2 protein-coding genes are annotated in these 24,992 nt (G+C 75.0%); both read right to left on the bottom strand.

The window, feature by feature from the left end:
• Positions 1-3: 3 nt before the first annotated feature.
• Positions 4-20,043 (bottom strand): type I polyketide synthase, encoded by a 20,040-nt coding sequence (locus ACGF13_RS12625; protein ID WP_392872716.1) that lies wholly within the window; start codon positions 20,041-20,043, stop codon positions 4-6.
• Entirely contained in the window at positions 20,040-24,956 is a 4,917-nt protein-coding gene (locus ACGF13_RS12630; protein WP_392872719.1) for a type I polyketide synthase, read from the bottom strand. Before ACGF13_RS12630 ends, ACGF13_RS12625 begins: the two co-directional genes overlap by 4 nt.
• Between the last annotated feature and the right edge of the window lie 36 nt (positions 24,957-24,992).

Consider the following 24,992-nt stretch of genomic DNA (forward strand, 5'->3'; position numbering starts at 1 on the left):
TCGTCAGGAATCGGAATCGGTGTTCTCGAACGCCATCTGGATCAGGCTGTCGACGTCCATCTCGTCGATGGATGCCGCGCTCTCCTCTCCGTCCGAGCCGTCCGATTCCTGGACGTCGTCGTGCAAACCGGCGATATCCAGCAGGATGTCCAGCACTCCGGCCTCCCGGAGTCGGGACAGCGGGACCGTGGCCAGCGCCTGGCGGATCCGCGCCTCCCCGCCTTCGGGGCCGGCCGCGTCACCGCCCGCCGGGAACAGTTCCGCGGTGAGGTGGTCCGCGAGCGCCCTCGGTGTGGGGTGGTCGAAGACCAGGGTGGCCGGCAGTCGCCGACCGGTGGCCGCGGTGAGCCGGTTGCGCAGCTCGACCGCGGTGAGGGAGTCGAACCCGAGGTCCTTGAACGAGCGGTCGGCCCTGACCTCGGCCGCCGAGGCGTGCCCGAGGGCCTCCGCCACGGTGCCGCGGACCAGGTCGAGCAGCGCCTGCCGCCGCTCCCCGTCGGTCGACCCGGCCAGCCGGGCCCGCAGTTCGGCCGCCGCGTCGGTGCCCTCGGACGCCCCGCCGTCGGCCTCGTCGGCCGCGAGGGCCAGCCGGACCTCCGGCAGGTCGCCGATCAGCGGGCTGCGGCGCAGCGCCGTGTAGCCGGGGGCGAAGCGCTCCCAGTCGACGTCGGCCACGGTGACCGACGGCTCGCCGCCGATCGCGCGGGCCAGCGCCTCGGTCGCCAACTCCTGGGTCATGCCGTTCAGTCCGCGGCGGCGCAGCTGCTCCTCCGCGTCGGCCTCGGTGGCCATCCCGGAGCCCGCCCAGGGGCCCCAGGCGATCGCCGTGGCGGCCAGGCCGCGCGAGCGGCGCCGCTCGGCCAGGGCGTCCAGGTAGGCGTTGGCGGCCGAGTAGCCGGCCTGCCCGCCGCTGCCCCAGACGCCGGCGATGGAGGAGAAGAGGACGAAGGCGTCCAGTTCGGTGTCGCCCAGCAGTTCGTCCAGGTGCGCCGCACCGGACACCTTGGCGGCCACCACCGCGGCGAAGTCCGCCGGCGCCGTCTCGGCGAGCGGCGCGGACGCGGTGGCGCCGGCGGCGTGGACGACGGCGGTGAAGGCGTGCTCGGCGAGCAGTGCCTCGACGGCCGTACGGTCGCTCACGTCGCAGGCGGCGACGGTGGCCCGGGCGCCGAGCGCGGTCAGTTCGTCGCGCAGTTCCACCGCGCCCGGGGCGTCCAGGCCGCGGCGGCTGGTGAGCACCACGTGCTCGGCGCCGTTGGCGACCAGCCAGCGGGCGACGTGCGCGCCCAGCGCGCCCGTGCCGCCGGTGACCAGGACGGTGCCGCGCGGTGCCCAGCCCGGGCCCTCGGCCCGGTCGGCCCGGACGAGTCGGCGCACGAACACGCCGTTCGCGCGTACCGCGAGCTGGTCCTCGTCGCCCAGGCCGGCCAGCACCGACAGCAGTCGGCCCTGCGCCCGCTCGTCCAGCACCTCCGGCAGGTCGACCAGACCACCCCAACGCTCCGGGTGCTCCAGCGCGACGACCCGGCCCAGACCCCACACCTGCGCCTGCGCCGCGTCACGCAGCGCATCCGCACGACCCGTCGACACCGCACCGCCGGTCGCCAACCACAACGGCGCACCGACACCGGCGTCACCGAGGGCCTGCACCAGCGTCAGCGCGGCGCCCCCGTCCGACACCACACCCAGCACACCCGCCACCGGGGCGCCGGCAGCCGCAGTCACCGCAGCCGCCAGCTCCGCACGCGACAGCCCGGCCGAACCCACCAACCGCACCGACACACCACGACCCGACAACGCCCCCGCACACGCCACCACCGACGCGGCCGAAACGTCCTCCGCCACCACCAGCCACGCACCGGACGGAACAGTCGCGGTGGCCTCCGGCAGGGGCTTCCACTCGACCCGGTAGCGCCAGCCGTCGACGGTGGACTCCGCCGTCCGGCGACGACGCCACTCGGACAGCACCGGCAGCACCGTGCCGAGCGAGGAGCGCAGGTCGTCGTCCCCGGAGTCCAGGGCGTCGGCCAGGGAGTGCACGTCCTCCTGCTCGACGGCGTCCCAGAACCAGCCGTCGGCCTGCTGGGTCGCACCGCCCATACCGCCCGTACCGGCCGGCCCGGCCTCCGGCGCCGAAGAGCTCTGCAGCCAGTAGCTCTGCCGGTCGAACGCGTACGTGGGCAGCTCCACCCGCCGAGCACCGGTGTCCCGGCCCCGGACGGCCGTCCAGTCGACGGCGGCACCCCGCACATGCGCCAGGGCCGCCGCACCGACCACCGTCCGGGCCTCCGCGCGCCCGGCGCGCAGAGCCGGGGTGAACACGCCCTGCTCGACGCACTCCTGGCCCATCGCCGAGAGCACACCGTCCGGGCCCAGCTCCAGGTACGTGGTCACGCCCTGGGTCTCCAGGGTCCGCATGCCGTCGGCGAAGCGGACCGCCTGGCGCACGTGGCGCACCCAGTACTCGGGCGAGCACAGCTCCTCGGCGCTCGCCGGGGCACCCGTCACGTTCGACACGACCGGGATGCGCGGCGCCGCATAGGACAGGCCCTCCGCCACGCGACGGAAGTCGTCCAACATCCCGTCCATCAGCGGCGAGTGGAACGCGTGCGAGACGCTCAGCCTCTTGGTCTTCTCGAACTTCCCGGCGATCGCGAGGACTTCATCCTCGTCGCCCGAAACCACCACGGACGTCGGGCCGTTGATCGCCGCGATGCTCACGTTCTCGGTGAGCAGCGGCAGGACGTCCGCCTCGGCGGCCTTGACCGCCACCATCGCGCCACCCTCCGGCAGCGCCTGCATCAGCCGACCGCGGGCCGCGACCAGCGCCACCGCGTCGTCCAGCGACAGCACCCCGGCGACGTGCGCGGCGACCAGCTCGCCGATCGAGTGGCCGACCAGGAAGTCCGGGCGCACGCCCCAGCTCTCCAGCAGGCGGAACAGCGCGGTCTCCACCGCGAACAGCGCCAGCTGGGTGAACTCCGTACGGGCGAGAACCGCAGCGTCCTCACCGAACACCGCCTCCTTCAGCGGCAGTTCGACCCGCTCGCAGACCGCGTCGAACGCGTCCGCGAACACCGGGTAGGCCTCGTACAGCTCCCGGCCCATGCCAGGCCGCTGGCTGCCCTGACCGGTGAACAGGAAGGCCAGCTTCCCGCCCTCGGACATGCCCTCCACCACGCGGGCGGAACTCCGCCCGGCGGCCAGGGCGGTCAGACCGTCCAGGAACTCCGTACGGTCCCGGCCGATCACGACGGCCCGGTGCTCGAAGGTGCTGCGCCCGGCCGTCAGGGAGTGGGCGATGTCGGCGGCCCGCAGGTCGTCATGCTCCTCCCAGTGGGCCAGCAGTCGCTGCGCCTGGTCGGCCAGGGCCTGCTCGCTGCGCGCCGACAGCACCCACGGCAGGACGGCGTCCGCCGCCTGCACGGGCTCCACCGGCTCGGCCGGGGTGCGGCCGGGCACGTCCGCCTGCTCGATGATCGTGTGGGCGTTGGTGCCGCTGATACCGAAGGAGGAGACGGCCGCGCGACGCGGACGCCCGGTCTCCGGCCAGTCCCGGGCCTCGGTCAGCAGTTCCACCGCGCCCGCCGACCAGTCGACCTTCGGCGAACGTTCGGTCACGTGCAGGGTCTTGGGCAGCACGCCGACCCGGAGGGCCATCACCGTCTTGATGACGCCCGCCACGCCGGCCGCCGCCTGGGCGTGGCCGATGTTGGACTTCAGCGAGCCCAGCCAGAGCGGGCGGTCGCCGCCGCGCTCCTGCCCGTAGGTGGCCAGCAGCGCCTGGGCCTCGATCGGGTCGCCCAGCGCGGTCCCGGTGCCGTGCGCCTCGACCGCGTCGATCTCGCCGGCCGACAGCCCGGCGTTGGCCAGGGCCTGGCGGATGACCCGCTGCTGCGCGGGGCCGTTGGGGGCGGTGAGGCCGTTGCTGGCACCGTCCTGGTTGATCGCGCTGCCACGCACCACCGCGAGCACCGGGTGCCCGTTGCGCTCGGCGTCCGACAGCCGCTCCAGCAGCAGCACGCCCGCGCCCTCGGCCCAGCCGGTGCCGTCGGCGTCCGCCGAGAAGGCCTTGCAGCGGCCGTCCGAGGCGAGACCGCCCTGGCGGCCCATCTCCAGGAACATGCTCGGGCCGGCCATCACCGTCACGCCGCCCGCGAGGGCCATCGTGCACTCGCCGCTGCGCAGCGCCTGGGCGGCCCAGTGCAGCGCGACCAGCGAGGAGGAGCAGGCCGTGTCGACGGTGACCGCCGGGCCTTCCAGCCCGAAGGTGTAGGCGAGTCGGCCGGAGGCCACCGAGGTGGCGTTGCCGGTCAGCAGGTGGCCCTGGAGGCCCGCCTGGTCGACGCCCTGCCCGGTCGCGTAGCCGTGCGAGGAGGCGCCGACGAAGACGCCCGTCTGGCTGCCCTTCATCGAGGACGGGTCGATGCCCGCGCGCTCGAAGGCCTCCCAGGAGGTCTCCAGCAGCAGGCGCTGCTGCGGGTCCATGGCGAGGGCCTCACGCGGCGAGATCCCGAAGAACGCGGCGTCGAAGCGGTCCGCGTCGTACAGGAACCCGCCCTCGCGGGCCTGCTGGGTGCCGCTCTCGACGGCGGCCAGGGCGCTCAGGTCCCAGCCGCGGTCGGTCGGCAGCGCGCCGACCGCGTCGGTGCCGGTGGCGACCAGCTGCCACAGCTCCTCGGGGGTGCGGACACCGCCCGGGAAACGGCAGGCCATGGCGACGATCGCGATCGGGTCCTCGTCCGCGCCCGCCGTCCGGACGGCCACCGCGACGGGCTTCGCCGCCGGCCGGGCGCCGAGGAGCTCGCCCAGCAGGTGGTCCGCGAGCGCGGCGGGGTTCGGGTGGTCGAAGACCAGGGTGGCGGGCAGCCGCAGGCCGGTGGCCGTGTTGAGGCGGTTGCGCAGCTCGACCGAGGTCAGCGAGTCGAAGCCGAGGTCCTTGAACGCGCGGTCGGCGACGACGGCCTCCGCCGTGCCGTGTCCGAGGACGGCCGCCACCTGCGTCCGGACCAGGTCCAGCAGCAGGGCGTGCCGCTCGGCGCCGTCCAGGCCGTCCAGGCGCACCGCGAGCGACGAGCCCGCGGCGGCCGTGCCGCCGGCCACGGCCCGCCGGACCGTGGCCCGGACCAGGCCGCGCAGGTACGCGGGAGGCGGAGTCGTCCTCGCCTGGGCCCGCAGCGCGGGCAGGTCGAGGCGGACCGGCAGCACGGCCGGTTCGACACCGGCGCGGGCCGCGTCGAAGAGCGCCAGGCCCTCCTCCGCGCCCAGCGGCGGCACCCCGCCCCTGCTCATCCGGCGCACCTCGGCGTCGTCGAGCCGGCCGAGCATGCCGCCCTCGTGGGCCCAGGGGCCCCAGGCCATCGAGGTCGCGGGCAGGCCCAGCGCCGCGCGGTGCTGCGCCAGCGCGTCCAGGAAGACGTTCGCCGCGGCGTAGTTGCCCTGGCCGCCCGTGCCGAACAGCGCGGAGACGGAGGAGAAGAGGACGAAGTCGGTGAGGTCCTGGCCGAGGGTGAGCTCGTGCAGGTGCCAGGCCGCGTCGACCTTCGGCCGCAGGACCGCGTCCAGCCGCTCCGGGGTCAGCGAGGACACCAGACCGTCATCCAGGACGCCCGCCGTGTGGACCACGGCCGACAGCGTCCGGCCGTCCAGCAGCGCCGCGACGGCGTCGCGGTCGGTCACGTCGCACGCGACGATCTCCGCCTCGGCACCCAAGTCGGCCAGCTCGTCCCGCAGTTCGGCAGCGCCCGGCGCCTCCAGGCCGCGACGGCTGGTCAGTACCAGGCTCCGCACCCCGTGCACCGTGACCAGGTGCCGGGCCACCAGCGAGCCCAGACCACCCGTACCACCCGTGACCAGCACCGTGCCCGCGGCGGGCGAGGGCACCGTCAGGACGACCTTGCCGACATGCCGCGCCTGGCCCAGGAAGCGGAACGCCTCCGGCGCCCGCCGCACATCCCACGACACCGTGGGCAGCGGCACCAACGCCCCCTGCCCGAACAGCTCCACCAGATGCGCCAGCATCACACCGATCCGCTCCGGACCGGCCTCGATCAGATCGAACGCCTGGTAGCGCACGCCCTCGTGGTCGGCCGCGACCACCTGCGGGTCCCGCTTGTCGGTCTTGCCCATCTCCAGGAAGCGCCCGCCGCGCGGCAGCAGCCGCAGCGAGGCGTCGACGAACTCACCCGACAGGGAGTCCAATACGACATCCATGCCGACGCCGTCGGTGGCCGCCAGGAACGCGCCCTCGAAGTCCAGGGTCCGGGAGTTGGCGATGTGCGCGTCGTCCAGACCCGAGGCCCGCAGGGCCTCCCACTTGCCCGGGCTCGCCGTACCGAACACCTCGGCACCCAGGTGCCGGGCCAGCTGCACCGCGGCCATCCCGACACCACCGGCGGCGGCGTGCACCAGCACCCGCTCACCCGCCCGCAGGCTGCCCAGGTCCACCAACGCGTAGTACGCCGTCAGGAACACCATCGGGACGGAGGCGGCCTGGACGTACGACCAGCCGTCGGGGATGTGGGTGAGCATGCGGTGGTCCGTCACGGCCACCGGTCCGAAGCAGCCGGTCAGCAGGCCCATCACCCGGTCGCCCGGGGCCAGGCCGGTCACGTCTGCACCGACCTCCAGGACGACGCCCGCACCCTCGCTGCCCATCCGGGCCGCGCTGTCGGGGTACATGCCCAGCGGGATCAGGACGTCGCGGAAGTTGAGGCCGGCCGCGCGGACCGCGACCCGGACCTCGTGGGCGGCCAGCGGCGCCGTGGCGTCGTCGGCCGGCCGGAGCACCAGGTGCTCCAGGGTGCCGCGCTCGATCGCGTCCAGCCGCCAGGCCGGGGCGCCCGCGGGCACCGCCAGCGCGTCACCGGTGGCCCCGCGGGCGAGCCTCGGAGCGAGCACCGCGCCTTCGCGCAGGACGAGTTGGGGCTCGCCTGCGGCCAGGGCGGCGCCCAGAGTCGCGAGCGACTCCGCCGCACCGTCCACGTCCACCAGCACCAGCCGGCCCGGGTTCTCCGTCTGCGCCGAACGCACCAGACCCCACACCGCCGCCACCGCCAGGTCCGGGCTCTCCCCCGCACCCACCGCCACCGCACCACGCGTCACCACCACCAGCCGCGAAGCGGCGAACCGCTCCTCCGCCAGCCAGCCACGCACCAGCTCCAACACCCGCGCCACCACCGACCGGGCCACCACCGCGACCCCGCCGCCAACGCCACCATCGGCAGCGCCGTCCACGACCGCGACCACGACCTCGGGCACCACGGCACCCTCGTCCACCGCCGCCGCCAGCGCGGCCACATCCGCCACCTGCCACACGCCGTCCAGCACCGGCAGATCGGTCGCGCCGAGCACGGCCCAACCACTCGTCTCCGGCGTACCGGTGACGGTGACCGGGGTCCACTCCAGGCGGAACAGCGAGTCCCGGAAGGCGTCGTTCGCCTCCGCGATGGCGTCGGCCGAGACCGGACGCGCCACCAGCGACTCCACCGTGGCGACCGGCCGCCCGGCGGCGTCCGCGACCGTGATGGCCGTACCGTCCGCACCGGCCGGGGCCAGGTGCACCCGGACGCTCGACGCACCGGTCGCGTGGAGCGAGACGCCGGTCCACGAGAACGGCAGCCGCCCCTCGGTGTCGTCCGCGTGCCGCAGGAAGGCTCCGTGCAGCGCGGCGTCCAGCACCGCCGGGTGCAGGCCGAAGGCCGCCCCGTCCCCGGCCCGCTCGCCGGGCAGCGACACCTCCGCGAACACCTCCTCGCCGCGCACCCAGGCGGACCGCAGGCCCTGGAAGACCGCACCGTAGGCGAAGCCGCGCGCGGCGAACCGCTCGTAGAGGTCGCCCAGTTCGGCCCGCTCGGCGCCCTGCGGCGGCCACTCCGTCAGCTCGACACCGGCGGTCGGCTCCTGCGCCGACAGCGCGCCGGTCGCGTTCCTGGTCCACGGCTGCTCGTCGGAGGCGTCCCCGGCACGCGAGTGCACGGCCAACTGCCGCCGCCCGGAATCGTCCTGGGCCTCCACCGTGAGCTGGAGGACGACACCGCCCCGGGCGGGAAGCACCAGCGGCGCCTCCAGCGTCAGCTCGTCCAGCCGGCCGCAGCCGAGCTGGTCACCGGCGTGCAAGGCGAGCTCGACGAACGCCGTGCCCGGCAGCAGGACCGCGCCCATGATGGCGTGGTCCGCCAGCCACGGGTGGGTCGCCAGCGAGAGACGGCTGGTGAACAGGTAGCCGTCGGAGTCGGCCAGGGCGACGGCGGCACCGAGCAGCGGGTGCCCGGCCGAGACCAGCCCGGCCGAGGTGACGTCCGCCCGGGCGCCGGTCGGCGCCTGCGGCCAGTAGCGCTGGCGTTGGAAGGCGTACGTCGGCAGCTCGACCCGGCGCGCAGCCGCACCGGCGAGCACACCGTGCCAGTCCACGGCGACACCGTGGACGTGAGCGGTCGCGAGGGCCGTCAGCGCGGTCTGCGCCTCCGGGCGCTCGGCACGCAGCACCGGGGTGAACACGCCCTGCTCGACGCACTCCTGGCCCATGGCCGAGAGCACACCGTCGGGGCCCAGCTCCAGGTACGTGGTCACGCCCTCGGCTTCGAGGGCGCGCATACCGTCGGCGAAGCGGACCGCCTGGCGCACGTGCTGGACCCAGTACTCGGGCGAGCACAGCTCGGCGGTGGCGAGCGCGCCGGTCACGTTGGAGACCACGGCGATCTGCGGCGCCGCGTAGGTCAGACCCTCAGCCACCCGGCGGAAGTCGTCCAGCATGCCGTCCATCAGCGGGGAGTGGAAGGCGTGCGAGACGTTGAGACGCTTGGTCTTCTCGAACTGCCCGGCGATCGCCAGCACTTCGGTCTCGTCACCGGAAATCACCACCGAGGAAGGACCGTTGACGGCGGCGATACTGACGTTGTCCGTGAGCAGCGGCAGGATCTCGGCCTCGGTGGCCTTGACCGCGACCATCGCGCCACCCTCCGGCAGCGCCTGCATCAGCCGGCCACGAGCGGACACCAGGGCAACGGCGTCGTCCAGCGACAGCACACCGGCCACGTGGGCGGCCGCGATCTCACCGATCGAGTGGCCCACCAGGAAGTCCGGACGAACCCCCCAGCTCTCCACCAGCCGGAACAGCGCGGTCTCGATCGCGAAGAGCGCGACCTGGGTGAACTCGGTACGGGCGAGAACGGATGCGTCCTCCCCGAACACCGCTTCCTTCAGCGGCAGTTCGACCCGAGCGCAGACGGCGTCGAAGGCGTCCGCGAACACCGGGAAGGCCTCGTACAGCTCCCGGCCCATGCCCGGCCGCTGGCTCCCCTGTCCCGTGAACAGGAACGCCGTCCGCCCGGCACCCGCCGTGCCCGTGATCAGCCCGGCGGCCGTTCCGCCCTCGGCCAGCGCCGCCAGACCGCCCCGGAACGAGGCGAGGTCCTCCGCGACCACCACGGCCCGGTGGGCCAGGCCGGCCCGCGTCGTACCGAGCGCGTGGGCGAGGTCGCCGAGGTCCGACTCCTGGTCCAGGTGGGCGTCGGCGTGCTCCAGCAGCCGGGACGCCTGGTCGCGCAGTGCCCGCTCCGTGGCACCGGACAGCAGCAGCGGTCGCACGGCCGGTCCGGCCGGCCGCTCGACCTCGGTCCCGGCCACGACCGGCTCGACCGGCTCGACCGCCGGGGCCTGCTCGATGACCGTGTGGGCGTTGGTCCCGCTGATGCCGAAGGACGACACCGCCGCCCGGCGCGGGCGACCGGTCTCCGGCCACGGCCGGGCCTCGGTCAGCAGCCGGACCTCACCGGAGGCCCAGTCGATGTGCGGGGACGGCTCGTCCACGTGCAGGGTCTGCGGCAGCACACCCTCCCGCATCGCCATCACCATCTTGATGAGGCCTGCCACACCGGCGGCGGCCTGGGTGTGGCCCAGGTTGGACTTCACCGAGCCCAGCCACAGCGGGTCCCCGCTGCGCTCCTGCCCGTACGTCGCCAGCAGGGCCTGGGCCTCGATCGGGTCGCCGAGGGTGGTTCCGGTGCCGTGCGCCTCGACGGCGTCGACCTCGGCGGCCGACAGTCGGGCATCGGCCAGCGCCTCGCGGATCACCCGCTGCTGCGACGGCCCGTTCGGGGCGGTCAGCCCGTTGCTGGCACCGTCCTGGTTGACGGCGCTGCCGCGCACGACGGCCAGCACCTGGTGGCCGTTGCGCTGCGCGTCGGAGAGGCGCTCCAGCACCAGCATGCCGACGCCCTCGCCCCAGCCGGTGCCGTCGGCCGAGGCCGCGAAGGCCTTGCACAGGCCGTCGGCGGCCAGGCCGCGCTGGCGGCTGAACTCGATGAAGGCGGTCGGGGTGGCCATCACGGTGGCACCGCCGGCCAGGGCGAGCGAGCACTCGCCGCTGCGCAGCGACTGCGCGGCCAGGTGGAGCGCGACCAGCGAGGCCGAGCAGGCGGTGTCCACCGTCACCGCCGGGCCCTCAAGACCGAAGGTGTAGGCGATGCGGCCCGACACGACGCTGCCGGCGTTGCCGGTGCCGATGTACCCCTCGACGCTCTGCGGGTCCTGGAGCAGCAGCGCCGCGTAGTCCTGGCCGTTGGAGCCGATGAAGACGCCGGTCCGGCTGCCGCGCACCGAGGCCGGGTCGAGGCCGGCCCGCTCGAAGGCCTCCCAGGAGGTCTCCAGCAGGACGCGCTGCTGCGGGTCCATCGCCAGCGCCTCGCGCGGGCTGATGCCGAAGAAGTCGGCGTCGAACTCGGTAGCGCCGGAGAGGAATCCGGCCCGCAGGGCGTAGTGGGTGCCGGGCTGCTCGGGGTCCGGGTCGTAGAGCGCGTCGAGGTCCCAGCCGCGGTCGGTCGGGAAGGCGGTCATGCCGTCCCGGCCGTCCGTCACCAACTGCCAGAGGTCCTCCGGGGATTCGACCCCGCCGGGGAAGCGGCAGGCCATGGCGACGATCGCGATGGGCTCGTCCGCGGCGCCGGTACGGATTGCCGGCAGCGGCGCCGCAGCGCCGGTGCCGAGCAGTTCGTCGCCGAGGTGACGGGCGAGGGCCTGCGGGGTCGGGTGGTCGAAGACCAGGGTCGCGGGCAGCCGCAGGCCGGTCGCCGCGGCGAGCCGGTTGCGCAGCTCCACCGAGGTGAGCGAGCCGAAGCCGAGGTCGCGGAAGGCGCGGTCCGCACTGACCGCGTCCGGGCCGTCGTGGCCGAGGACGGTGGCGGCCTCGGCGCGGACCAGGTCGATCAGCACCCGGGCCCGCTCCGCCTCCCCGAGGCCCGCCAGGCGGGCGGCGAAGGAGGAGTCGTCCGCCGGGGCGGTCGCCGAGGACAGCGCCCGGCGCACCTCGGGCAGGCCGGACAGCAGGGCGCCGGTCGGGGCGGCCGCGACGTAGCGCTCCCAGTCGACGTCGAGCACGACCCGGACGGCGGCCGGCCGGGCGACGGCCCGGGCCAGCGCCTCGACGGCGCGCTCGGGGGCCAGCGGCGCGATACCGGCGGTGCGCAGGCGCTGCTCGACGGCACCGCCGTCGGCGGCCATGCCGGAGCCCGCCCAGGGGCCCCAGGCGATGGAGGTGGCGGGCAGGCCGGCGGCCCGGCGCTGCTCGGCGAGCGCGTCCAGGTAGGCATTGGCCGCCGCGTAGTTGCCCTGACCGGCGGACCCGAGGGCGCCGGCGGTGGAGGAGAAGAGGACGAAGGCGTCCAGGTCCAGCCCGGCCGTCAACTCGTGCAGAAGGCGCGCCGACTCGGCCTTGGCCCGCAGCACCGCCGCGAACCGCTCCGGCGTCAGCGACTCCACCACACCGTCGTCCAGCACACCCGCCGTGTGCACCACGGCCGACACCGGGAACTCCGCCAACAGCTCCGAGACCGCCGCACGGTCGCTCACATCACAGGCCACCACGCTCACCTGTACGCCCAACCCGGCCAGCTCGTCCCGCAGTTCGACGGCCCCGGGGGCCTCCAGCCCGCGCCGGCTCGTCAGCACCACATGACCGGCACCGTTCACCGCCAGCCAGCGGGCCACGTGCCCACCCAGCGCACCGGTGCCACCGGTGACCAGCACGGTGCCCGACGGACGCCAGGCCTCACCCGCGCCCGCGGCCGACACCCGCGCCAGACGACGCACGAACACACCACTCGCCCGGACCGCGACCTGGTCCTCGCCGCCGACACCCGCCAGCACCGACACCAGCCGCTCACCGGCACGCCGGTCCACCACCTCGGGCAGGTCCACCAGACCGCCCCAGCGACCCGGCAGCTCCAGCCCCGCGCTGCGCCCCAGACCCCAGACCATCGCCTGGGCGGCCGAACGCAGCCGGTCACCCGTCCCGTCGACCGTGACCGCCCCGGAGGTCGCCGCCCACAGCGGCGCTTCGAGGCCGGCGTCGCCCAGGGCCTGGAGCAGGCCGAGGGTGCCGCCGAGTCCACGGGTCGCCCCGGGAACGGCCTCGTCCTCGTCGGCGAGCGCCAGCAGCGAGAACACGCCGTCGAGACCGCTGTCGGCCTCGGCGCGCAGAAGCTCCGCCAGCGCCTGCCGGCCGGTGTCCTCGCCGGACAGCGTGACGTGCCGTACGTCGAGACCGTGCTCCGTCAGCGCCGCGACCGAGTCCGCGACCAGGCTCCCGTTCACGCAGTCGGCCGGGGAGACGACGAGCCAGCGGCCGGACACCGCACCGGCGGACCGGTCGGCGGTGCGCTCCCAGCCGATGCCGTAGCTCAGCCGGTCGTCGACCAGGGGCTCGGGCAGCCGGGGCCAGTACAGCTCGCGTTGGAAGGCGTAGGTCGGGAGCGCGGCCGCCACCGACGGCGCCGGGTCGAGCAGCGCCGTCCAGTCGGGCGTCCGGCCGGCGACGTACAGCTCGGTGAGCGCGGCCAGGGCGGTCGCAGTCTCCGGGCGCTCGGCGCGCAGAGCGGGCGCGAACACGCCCTGCTCGACGCACTCCTGGCCCATGGCCGACAGCACACCGTCGGGGCCCAGCTCGACAAAGGTGGTGACACCCTCGGACTCGAGGGCCCGCATGCCGTCGGCGAAGCGGACGGCCTCGCGGACGTGCCGCACCCAGTACTCGGGCGAGCACAGCTCCTCGGCCGTCGCGACGGAGCCGGTGACGTTGGAGACCACCGGAATCGTCGGCTCGGCGTAGCTCAGGCCCTCGGCGACGGCCCGGAACTCCGCCAGCATGCCGTCCATCAGCGGGGAGTGGAACGCGTGGCTGACGTTCAGCCGCTTGGTCTTCTCGAACTGCCCGGCGATGGCGAGGACTTCATCCTCGTCGCCGGAAATCACCACGGAGGAAGGCCCGTTGACGGCCGCGATGCTCACCTGAGCGGTCAGCAGCGGCAACACCTCGGCCTCGGAGGCCTTGACCGCCACCATCGCGCCACCCTCCGGCAGCGCCTGCATCAGCCGGCCACGAGCCGCCACCAGCGCCACCGCGTCGTCCAGCGACAGCACGCCCGCGACGTGGGCGGCCGCGATCTCACCGATCGAGTGGCCCACCAGGAAGTCCGGACGCACACCCCAGCTCTCCACCAGCCGGAACAGCGCGGTCTCCACCGCGAACAGCGCCAGCTGGGTGAACTCCGTACGGGCGAGAACCGCAGCGTCCTCACCGAACACGGCCTCCCGCAGCGGAAGTTCGACCCGCGTGCACACGGCGTCGAAGGCGTCCGCGAACACCGGGTACGCCTCGTACAGCTCACGTCCCATCCCCGGACGCTGGCTCCCCTGCCCCGTGAACAGGAACGCCAGCTTCCCGCCCGAGGCGGCACCCGTCACCAGCCCGGCGGCCGTACCGCCCTCGGCCAGCGCCCGCAGGGCGGATCCGAGCGCGTCGCGGCTGTCCGCCACCACGGCGGCGCGGTGCTCGAAGGCGGTCCGCCCGGTGGACAGCGCCCGCGCGGTGTCGGTCAGGCTCAGCCCGGGGTCGGCGTCCAGGTGGTCGAGCAGTCGGCGGGCCTGGGCGCGCAGCGCGGCACCGGTCCGGGCGGACAGCACGACGGGCACCGTCCGGCCGTCCTCGCCGGAGTCCTCGTGCACCGCCTGTCCGGCGTCCGGCAGGTCGGCCGGGGCCTGTTCGACGATCACGTGCGCGTTGGTCCCGCTGACGCCGAAGGCGGACACGCCGAACCGTCGGGGTCGGCCGGGCTCCGGCCAGGGCCGCGCCTCGGTCAGCAGCTCGACGGCGCCGGAGGTCCAGTCGACCTCGGGGGTCGGTTCGTCGACGTGCAGGGTGCGCGGCAGCACGCCCTCCCGCATCGCCATGACCATCTTGATGAGGCCCGCGACACCGGCGGCGGCCTGGGTGTGGCCCAGGTTGGACTTCACCGAACCGAGCCAGAGCGGGTCCCCGGTGCGCTCCTGCCCGTACGTGGCCAGCAGCGCCTGCGCCTCGATCGGGTCGCCCAGCACCGTGCCCGTGCCGTGTGCCTCGACGGCGTCGACCTCGGCGGCCGACAGCCCGGCGCCGGCCAGCGCCGCGCGGATCACCCGCTGCTGCGACGGCCCGTTGGGGGCGGTCAGCCCGTTGCTGGCACCGTCCTGGTTGACGGCGGAGCCGCGCACGACGGCCAGCACCCGGTGTCCGTTGCGCTCGGCGTCGGAGAGGCGCTCCAGCACCAGCATGCCGACGCCCTCGCCCCAGCCCGTCCCGTCGGCCGAGGCCGCGAAGGCCTTGCAGCGGCCGTCCTCGGCGAGGCCGCGCTGGCGGCTGAACTCCACGAAGGCGGCCGGCGTCGACATGACGGCCACGCCGCCGGCCAGGGCGAGCGAGCACTCGCCGTTGCGCAGCGACTGCGCGGCCAGGTGGAGCGCGACCAGTGAGGAGGAGCAGGCGGTGTCCACCGTCACCGCCGGGCCCTCGAGACCGAAGGAGTAGGAGAGCCGGCCGGACAGCACGCTTCCGGCGTTGCCGGTCATCAGGTAGCCCTCCAGGTCCTCGTCGGACTGCTGGAGGAGGGTCACGTAGTCGTTGCTGTTGGTGCCGACGAAGACGCCGGTCCGGCTGCCGCGCAGGGACTGCGGGTCGAGGCCGGCCCGCTCGAAGGCCTCCCAGGAGGTCTCCAGCAGCAGCCGCTGCTGCGGGTCCATGGCGAGCGCCTCGCGCGGCGGGATGCCGAAGAACGCGGCGTCGAACTCGCCCGCCTCGTGCAGGAATCCGCCCTCGCGGGCGTAGAAGGTGCCCTTGCGGTCCGGGTCCGGGTGGTAGAGCGCGTCGAGGTCCCAGCCACGGCCGGTGGGCAGGCCGGTGACGACGTCGCCCTCGGCGGCGATCAGCCGCCACAGGGCCTCGGGGCTGTCCACGCCGCCGGGGAAGCGGCAGGACATGGCCACGATCGCGATCGGGTCCTCGTCCGCCGCCGTCGCGGGGAGCTGCCCGGCCGTGCCGGACTCGGCGGTGTCGGGGAGGAGTTCGTCGGTGAGCCGGTCGGCGAGCGCCGCCGGGGTCGGGTGGTCGTAGACCAGGCTGGCGGGCAGCTTGAGGCCGGTGGCGGCGCTCAGGCGGTTGCGCAGCTCGACGGCGGTCAGCGAGTCGAAGCCCAGCTCCTTGAAGGCCCTGGTCTCGCCGACGGCGTCGGCGCCCGCGTGGCCGAGCACGGCCGCGACGTGTTCCCGGACCAGTTCCAGGGTCGCCGTCCGGGCCTCGGGCCGGGAGAGCCCGCGCATCCGGTGCGGGGCCGAGGCGTCCTCGTCCCCGGCGGCGGTCGCGGTGCCCCGGGCCGGGGTGGCCGGGGCGGCCTCCGGAAGGTCCGCGAGCAGCGGGCTGGGCCGGGTCGCGGTGAAGCCGGGGACGAAGCGCTCCCAGTCGACGTCGACCACCGAGACCGCGCCGTGGCCCTGCGCCAGGCAGCGCTCCAGCGCGGCGAGTGCCTGCGCCGGCGGCATCGCCGGGACTCCGGTGCGGGCCAGCCGGGCCCGCACGGCCGCGTCGTCGGTGGCCATGCCGCCGCCGTCCCAGGCGCCCCAGGCGATGGAGGTGGCGGGCAGGCCGGCGGCCCGGCGCTGCTCGGCGAGCGCGTCCAGGTAGGCGTTGGCCGCCGCGTAGTTGCCCTGACCGGGGGCGCCGAAGGTCCCGGCGGTGGAGGAGAAGAGGACGAAGGCGTCCAGGTCCAGCCCGGCCGTCAACTCGTGCAGAAGGCGAGCCGATTCGGCCTTGGCCCGCAGCACCGCCGCGAACCGCTCCGGCGTCAGCGACTCCACCACACCGTCGTCCAGCACACCCGCCGTGTGCACCACGGCCGACACCGCGAACTCCGCCAACAGCTCCGAGACCGCCGCACGGTCGCTCACATCACAGGCCACCACACTCACCTGAGCGCCCAACCCGGCCAGCTCGTCCCGCAGTTCGACCGCGCCCGGCGCCTCCAGCCCACGCCGGCTCGTCAACACCAGGTGCTGAGAACCGTTCTCGGCCAGCCAGCGGGCCACGTGCCCACCCAGCGCACCGGTACCACCGGTGACCAGCACGGTGCCCGACGGACGCCAGGCCTCACCCGCCACACCCGCAGCCGACACCCGCGCCAGACGACGCACGAACACACCACTCGCCCGGACCGCGACCTGGTCCTCGCCGCCGACACCCGCCAGCACCGACACCAGCCGCTCACCGGCACGCCGGTCCACCACCTCCGGCAGGTCCACCAGACCGCCCCAGCGACCCGGCAGCTCCAGGCCCGCACTGCGCCCCAGACCCCAGACCATCGCCTGGGCCGGGTCGGCCGGCCGGTCGCCGTGCCCGGCGCAGACCGCACCCCGGGTAACCGTCCAGAGCCGGGCAGCGGTCAGCTCGGCGTCGGCCATCGCCTGCAGCAGCGTCGCGGTCGCGGCGGTCCCCAGCGGCACCACCGTCTGCTCGGGGTGGGTGCCCTCGGCGAGGGCGAGCAGCGACAGGACCAGCTCCGCCGCCGGAGCGTCCGCCAAGGCGGCGCGCAGCGGTTCGGCCAGGTCGGCGCGGCTCGCGGCCGGGTCGGCCACCAGGGTGCGGACGTCCGCGCCGTGGTCGGCGAGCGCCCGGAGCACCCCGGTGACGACCGGGTCCTGCTCGTGCCCGGCCGGAACGACGGCCAGGCAACCCGCCACCGGGGCGGCCGGGGCGAGCTGGTCGAGCGGGCGCCAGGTGGCGCGGTAGAACCAGCCGTCGAGCAGGGACTGCTTCCGGCGCTCCGCGCGCCAGTTCGACAGCGCGGGCAGGACGGAGTCCAGAGAAGCGCCGGCGTCGACCGCGAGCGTCCGCGCCACGGCTGCCACGTCCCCGGCCTCGACGCTCTGCCAGAAGTCGGTGTCCGCCGGGTCCGCCGCCGGCGCTGCGGGGGCGACGGTGCGGCGGCGCGGCCAGAAGCGCTGCCGGTCGAACGGGTAGGTCGGCAGCTCGACGGTCCGGCCGCCGGTCAGCGCCGTCCAGTCGAGGCCGTGCCCGGCGACGAACGCGGTGGCCGGCGCGGCCAGGGCGGTCGCGGTCTCCGGGCGCTCGGCGCGCAGAGCGGGCGCGAACACGCCCTGCTCGACGCACTCCTGGCCCATGGCCGAGAGCACACCGTCGGGGCCCAGCTCGACAAAGGTGGTGACACCCTCGGACTCGAGGGCCCGCATGCCGTCGAGGAAGCGGACGGCCTCGCGGACGTGCCGCACCCAGTACTCGGGCGAGCACAGCTCCTCGGCCGTCGCGACGGAGCCGGTGACGTTGGAGACCACCGGAATCGTCGGCTCGGCGTAGCTCAGGCCCTCGGCGACGTCCCGGAACTCCGCCAGCATGCCGTCCATCAGCGGGGAGTGGAACGCGTGGCTGACGTTCAGCCGCTTGGTCTTCTCGAACTGCCCGGCGATGGCGAGGACTTCATCCTCGTCGCCGGAAATCACCACGGAGGAAGGCCCGTTGATCGCCGCGATGCTCACCTGAGCGGTCAGCAGCGGCAACACCTCGGCCTCGGAGGCCTTGACCGCCACCATCGCGCCACCCTCGGGCAGCGCCTGCATCAGCCGACCACGCGCCGCGACCAGCGCCACCGCGTCGTCCAGCGACAGCACCCCGGCGACGTGCGCGGCCGCGATCTCTCCGATCGAGTGGCCCACCAGGAAGTCCGGACGCACACCCCAGCTCTCGAAGAGCCGGAACAGCGAAACCTCGACGGCGAACAGCGCGAGCTGCGTGAACTCCGTACGGGCGAGAACCGCGGCGTCCTCCCCGAACACCGCCTCCTTCAGGGGCAGTTCGACCCGCTCGCAGACCGCGTCGAAGGCGTCCGCGAACACCGGGAAGGCCTCGTACAGCTCACGCCCCATGCCCGGACGCTGGCTCCCCTGCCCCGTGAACAGGAACGCCAGCTTCCCGCCGCGCACCGCGCCCTGGACGAGGTTCGGCGCGGACCCCCCGCGGGCCAGCGCCTCCAGCCCCGCGTCCAGAGCGGCCCGGTCGTCCGCCAGCACCACCGCACGCTGCTCGAAGGCCGTCCGAGCGGCCAACGAGCGTGCCACGTCCGGGAGTTCGACCTCCAGGCCGCGGGCGAGGAAGGTCCGGAGCCGGCCCGCCTGCTCGCGCAGGCCGCGGGCGTCCTTCGCGGTGAGCACGAACGGCCGCGCGCCGCCGTCCGTCCGGGGCTCCTGCCCGGTCTCCTCGGTGTCCGCGGCGTCCTCGGCCGGGGCCTGCTCGATGATGACGTGCGCGTTGGTCCCGCTGATGCCGAAGGACGACACCGCCGCCCGGCGCGGACGACCGGTCTGCGGCCACGGTCGGCTCTCGGTCAGCAGCTCGACGGCGCCGGAGGCCCAGTCGACGTGCGGCGACGGCTCGTCCACGTGCAGGGTCTTCGGCAGGACGCCGGCCCGGATCGCGTGGACCATCTTGATGATGCTCGCGGCACCGGCGGCGGCCTGGGTGTGGCCGATGTTGGACTTCACCGAGCCGAGCCAGAGCGGCTCGCCGCCCTCCCCGCGCTCCTGCCCGTAGGTGGCGAGCAGCGCCTGGGCCTCGATCGGGTCGCCCAGCGCCGTGCCGGTGCCGTGGGCGTCGACCGCGTCGATCTGGTGGGCCGCGAGGTTGGCCACGGCCAGGGCCTGGCGGATCACCCGTCGCTGGGACGGGCCGTTCGGGGCGGTCAGGCCGTTGCTGGCACCGTCCTGGTTGACGGCGGAGCCGCGCACCACCGCGAGCACCGGGTGTCCGTTGCGGCGGGCGTCCGACAGCTTCTCCAGCAGCAGCACGCCGACGCCCTCGCCGGCGCCGAAGCCGTCGGCGGCGGCCGCGAAGGCCTTGCAGCGGCCGTCCGCCGCCAGCCCGCGCTGGCGGCTGAACTCGACCAGCATCTGCGCGGTGGACATCACCGCGACGCCGCCGGCCAGGGCCATGGTGCACTCGCCGCCGCGCAGCGCCTGGGCGGCGAGGTGCAGGGCGACCAGGGAGGAGGAGCAGGCGGTGTCGACGGTGACGGCCGGGCCCTCAAGCCCGAAGGCGTACGAGAGCCGGCCGGAGGCGACGCTCGCGGTGTTGCCGGTGCCGACGTAGCCCTCGACGTCCTCGCCGGACTCCTGCAGGACGGTGGCGTAGTCGTGGAAGGTCATGCCGACGAAGACGCCGGTCCGGCTGCCGCGCAGCGACCGCGGGTCGATGCCGGCCCGCTCGAAGGCCTCCCAGGAGGTCTCCAGCAGCAGACGCTGCTGCGGGTCCATGGCGAGCGCCTCACGCGGGTTGATCCCGAAGAACGCCGGGTCGAACTCGGCCGCGCCGTCGAGGAATCCGCCGTCCACCACGTAGCTGGTGCCGGGGTGGTCCGGGTCGGGGTGGTGGAGGGCGTCGAGGTCCCAGCCGCGGTCGGCGGGGATCCGGGCGACGGCGTCCCGCCCGTCGCGGACCAGCTCCCACAGGTCCTCGGGGCCGCGGACGTCGCCGGGGTAGCGGCAGCCCAGGGCGACGATCGCGATCGGCTCGTCGGCCGCGGACTCCAGCTCGTGCAGGCGGCGGCGCGTCGACTGGAGGTCGGCGGTCGCCTTCCTGAGGTAGCCGAGCAGCTTGTCCTGAGCGTCCATCGTGGGCGTACCCTCCGGGTTGTGCGGTCCTGCGGCGCGGTTCACGGCGTCTTCGGTCGTCACGACATCCCCAGCTCGTTGTCGAGGAGCGCGAAGAGTTCGTCGGCCGTGGCGGTGGCCGTGTCCAGCACGTTCGTTTCGGCGTCCGCCTCGGTCTCGGCGAAGCGGGCGGTCCAGCGGGAGAGCATCCGCTGGAGGCGGGCGGTCACCGCGTCGGCGGTCTCCCGGTCGGCGGCGAGGTCGCCGAGTTCGGCGTCCAGGCGTTCGAGGTCGGCGAGCGCCGCGGTCTCCCGGTCCGGCTGGGCGCCGAGGAGTTCGGTCAGCAGGTGGTCGGCCAGCACGGCCGGCGTCGGGTGGTCGAACACCAGGGTGGCGGGGAGCTTGACGCCGATCGCGGCGGTCAGGCGGTTGCGCATCTCGACGGCGGTGAGGGAGTCGAAGCCGAGGTCCCGGAAGGCCCGGGTCGGGTCGACGGCCTCGGCGGAGGCGTGCCCCAGGACGCCGGCGGTGCGGGTGCGGACCAGGTCGAGCAGCGCCCCGGACCGGTCGGCGGCGGGCAGCGCCGCCAGCCGCGCGGCGAAGGAGGCCGGGTCGGCGCCGTCGGTGTTCGCCGACTCGGCCGGACGCCGGTCGAGCATCCGGGCGACCTCGGGCACCTCGCTGATCAGCGGCCGGACGTGGCTGGCTCCGAATGCCGGGACGAAGCGGTCCCAGGCGATGTCGGCGACGGCGAGGAACACCTCCCGGGCGTCCAGGGCCTGCTGGAGCACGGTGACCGCCAGTTCGGGGACCAGCTCGCCGCTGCCGCGCCGACGCAGCGAGGACTCGACCGCGCCCTCGGCCATGCCGCCGCCGGCCCAGTGGCCCCAGGCCAGCGAGGTGGCGGGCAGCCCGTCGGCCCGGCGCTGCTCGGCGAGCGCGTCCAGGAAGGCGTTGCCGGGGGCGTAGTTGCCCTGGCCGGCGAGGCCGAAGGTGCCGGCGAACGAGGAGAACAGGACGAAGGCCGAGAGGTCCAGCCCGCGGGTCAGCTCGTCCAGGTTGCGGGCGGCGGTGACCTTGACGGCGAGCGCGCGGGCGACCTGGTCGACGGTGAGCGCGTCGAGCAGGTTGTCGTCGACGATCGCGGCCGTGTGGACCACCGCCGTGAGCGGGGCGTGCTCCGGGATCCCGGCGAGCAGCCGGGCCAGGTCGTCGCGGTCCGCGACGTCGCAGGCCACCGCCTCGGCGCGGGCACCGAGGGCGGCGAGCTCCTCGACCAGCTCGGCCGCGCCCGGGGCCTCGGCGCCCCGGCGGCTGACCAGCAGCAGGTCCCGGGCGCCGTTGGCGGCCAGCCAGCGGGCGACGTGCCCGCCGAGCGCGCCGGTGCCGCCGGTGACCAGCACGGTGCCCTCGGGGCGCCAGGCCTCGGTGACCGCCGACGGGTCGAACGGCGCGGGCAGCAGCCGGCGGCCGAAGACGCCCTCCGGACGGACCGCCAGCTGGTCCTCGGCGCCGGCGCCGGTGAGCGCCCCTGCCAGCCGGGCCGCCAGGGCGGCGTCGCCCTCGGGGTCGGCCGGGACGTCGACCAGACCGCCCCAGCGCTGCGGGTGCTCCTGGGCCACCACCCGGCCGAAGCCCCAGACCAGGGCCTGCGCGGGGTTCGCCAGCCGCTCCTGCGGGCCGGTGGCGACGGCGCCCGCGGTGAGCAGCCGCAGCGGCGCGTCCACGTCCGCGTCACCGAGTGCCTGGACCAGGGCGAGGTTGCCCGCCAGGCCCGCCGGGACCACCGGGTGGTCCGGCAGCGGCCGCTCGTCCAGGGCGAGCAGCGACAGTACGCCGGAGACCTCCGGCGCACCGGCGAGCGCCGCGCGCAGCCGCTCCGCGACAGCCGCCCGGTCCGCACCGGCCGGCAGGGCGCAGCGGAGCAGGGCGGCACCCGATCCGGCCAGCGCGGCGAGCACCGACTCGGCCCGCGGACCGGCCGGCTCGGGGACGGCCACCAGCCAGGTGCCGGACAGGCGCCCGTCGGGAACGCCGTCCAGCTGCCGCCAGGCGGCCCGGTAGCGCCAGGAGTCGACCACCGAGCGCTCCTGCTCGGCGCGGTGCCAGGAGGTCAGCAGCGGCAGCAGCGTCCGGAGGGACTCCTCGGCCTCGTCCCCGGTGAGCCCCAGGGCGCCGGCCAGCCCGGCGGCGTCCGCGTCGTCGACGGCCGTCCAGAAGCGCTGCTCGCCGGGGGTGCCCGCGCGGAACGGCTCGTCCTCCTGGTCCGGGACGAGCCAGTAGCGGTCGCGCTGGAAGGGGTAGGTGGGCAGGTCGACGCGGCGGGCGCCCTGGAACCGGGCGGTCCAGTCGACGGTGGCGCCGTTGGACCAGGCCTCGGCGAGCGCGGTCAGGAACCGCTCCCGGCCGCCGTGGTCACGGCGCAGGGTGCCCTGGACCGTGGCCTCGGCATTGGCGGCGTCGATGGACTCCTGGATGCCGACGGTCAGCACCGGGTGGGCACTCACCTCGACGAACTGCGAGTGGCCCGAGGCCAGCAGGGCCTCGATGATGTTGCCGAACTCCACCGTCTGGCGCAGGTTGCGGTACCAGTAACCGCCGTCCAGCGCCGCCGAGTCGATCAACTCACCGGTCACGGTGGAGTGGAACGGAACCTCCGGCACGCGCGGGGCGACCGGGGCCAGCAGCTCCGCGAGACGGGCCTCGATGCGCTCGACATGCGCCGAGTGCGACGCGTAGTCCACCGCGATCCGACGAGCCCGGATCTCCTGCGCTGCGCAGTGCTCCATCAGCTCGTCCAGGGCACCGGCGTCACCGGAAACCACCACCGAGCCGGGGCCGTTGACCGCAGCGACGGACAAGCCCTCACGGCCCGACAGGAGTTCACGCACCTGCTCGGCGGACAGCGGGACGGACACCATCCCGCCCAGGCCCGACAGCTCGATGATCGCCTGGCTGCGCAGCGCCACCACCAGCGCCGCGTCCTCCAACGACAGGGCACCCGACACCGCAGCGGCGGCAATCTCACCCTGCGAGTGCCCCACCACCGCCGACGGCTCCACACCGTACGAACGCCACAACGCGGCGAGCGAGACCATCACGGCGAACAGCACCGGCTGGACCACGTCCACCCGCTCCATCCACCCGCCGCCCTCACCCGAGACGACCTCCAGCAGCTCCCAATCCACGTACAGGGACAGCGCCTTGGCGCACTCCTCCATCCGGGAACGGAACACCGGCTCATCCGCCAGCAACCCCTGCGCCATGCCCAGCCACTGCGAACCCTGCCCCGGGAACACGAACACCGGCCCACCGGTCGTCCGGGCCGTGCCCTGGACCAGCTGAGCCACCTGCTCACCGTCGGCGAGCGCGGCGAGACCGGCGAACAGGTCCGCCTTCCCCGCGCCGACGACCACCGCGCGGTGCTCGAACACCGAACGGGCCGTCGCCAGGGTGTAGCCGACATCCGCCGGCCGCTCGCCCCCGGCCACCGCCAGCAGCAGTCGGGCCTGCTCCCGCAGCGCCGCCTCGCTGCGGGCCGAGAGCGGCCACGGCACCACACCGCCGGCCACCGCCGCCTCGTCGGCCTCCGCGGGTTCCGCCGCGGGCTCCTCCTCCAGCACCACGTGGGCGTTGGTCCCGCTGACCCCGAAGGACGAGACGGCGGCCCGGCGGGGCCGTCCGCCCGCCGGCCAGTCCCGGGCCTCGGTCAGCAGCTCGACCGCGCCGGAGGCCCAGTCCACGTGCGGCGACGGCTGGTCGACGTGCAGGGTGCGCGGCAGCACGCCGTGCCGCATCGCCATCACCATCTTGATGACGCCCGCCACACCGGCGGCGGCCTGGGTGTGGCCGATGTTGGACTTCACCGAGCCCAGCCAGAGCGGGTCCCCGGTGCGCTCCTGACCGTAGGTGGCCAGCAGCGCCTGGGCCTCGATCGGGTCGCCGAGGACCGTGCCGGTGCCGTGCGCCTCGACCACGTCCACCTGGTCCGCCGTCAGGCGGGCGGCGGCCAGCGCGGCGCGGATGACGCGCTGCTGCGCGGGGCCGTTGGGGGCGGTGAGGCCGTTGCTGGCACCGTCCTGGTTGATCGCCGAGCCGCGCACGACCGCCAGCACCTGGTGGCCGTTGCGGCGGGCGTCCGACAGCTTCTCCAGCAGCAGCACGCCCGCGCCCTCGCCCCAGCCGGTGCCGTCGGCCGCGGCGGCGAACGGCTTGCAGCGGCCGTTCTCGGCCAGCGCCCGCTGGCGGCTGAACTCGACGAAGGGCAGCGGGGTGGCCATCACGGTGACGCCGCCCGCGAGCGCCATGGTGCACTCGCCGGCCCGCAGCGCGCGCACGGCGAGGTGCAGGGCGACCAGGGAGGCGGAGCAGGCGGTGTCGACGGAGACGGCCGGGCCCTCAAGGCCGAGGGTGTAGGAGATGCGGCCGGAGACGACGCTGGCGGCGTTGCCGGTGGCGAGGTAGCCCTCGACGTCCTCGGGCAGCTTGCGCGCGCCCTTGGCGTACTCCTGGCCGTTGGTGCCGACGTAGACGCCGACCCGGGTGCCGCGCACCGAGGACGGGGCGATGCCCGCGCGCTCGAAGGCCTCCCAGGAGGTCTCCAGCAGCAGCCGCTGCTGCGGGTCCATAGCGAGGGCCTCGCGCGGGGAGATGCCGAAGAAGCCCGCGTCGAACCCGCCCGCGGCGTCCAGGAACGCGCCCTCGCGGACGTGGCTGGTGCCGGGGTGGTCCGGGTCCGGGTGGTAGAGCGCGTCGAGGTCCCAGCCGCGGTCGGCAGGGAAGCCGGCGATGGCGTCCCGCTCGTCCGCGACCAGGTCCCACAGCTGCTCGGGGGTGTCGATCCCGCCCGCGTAGCGGCAGCTCATGGCGACGATCGCGATGGGCTCGGACTCCCGCTCGTCCGCCTCGCGCAGGCGCTCGTGGGCCTCGCTCAGCTCGACCGTGACCCGCTTGAGGTACTCGCGGAGCTTGTCTTCATTCGCCATCGGGAAGTCCACCTGCCGGAGTCGTCTGGAGTGCGCGTGCGTTGCTGG

Origin of the sequence: Kitasatospora sp. NPDC048286 (assembly GCF_043201735.1) — a bacterium.
In the GTDB taxonomy this organism is placed as follows: Bacteria; Actinomycetota; Actinomycetes; order Streptomycetales; family Streptomycetaceae; genus Kitasatospora.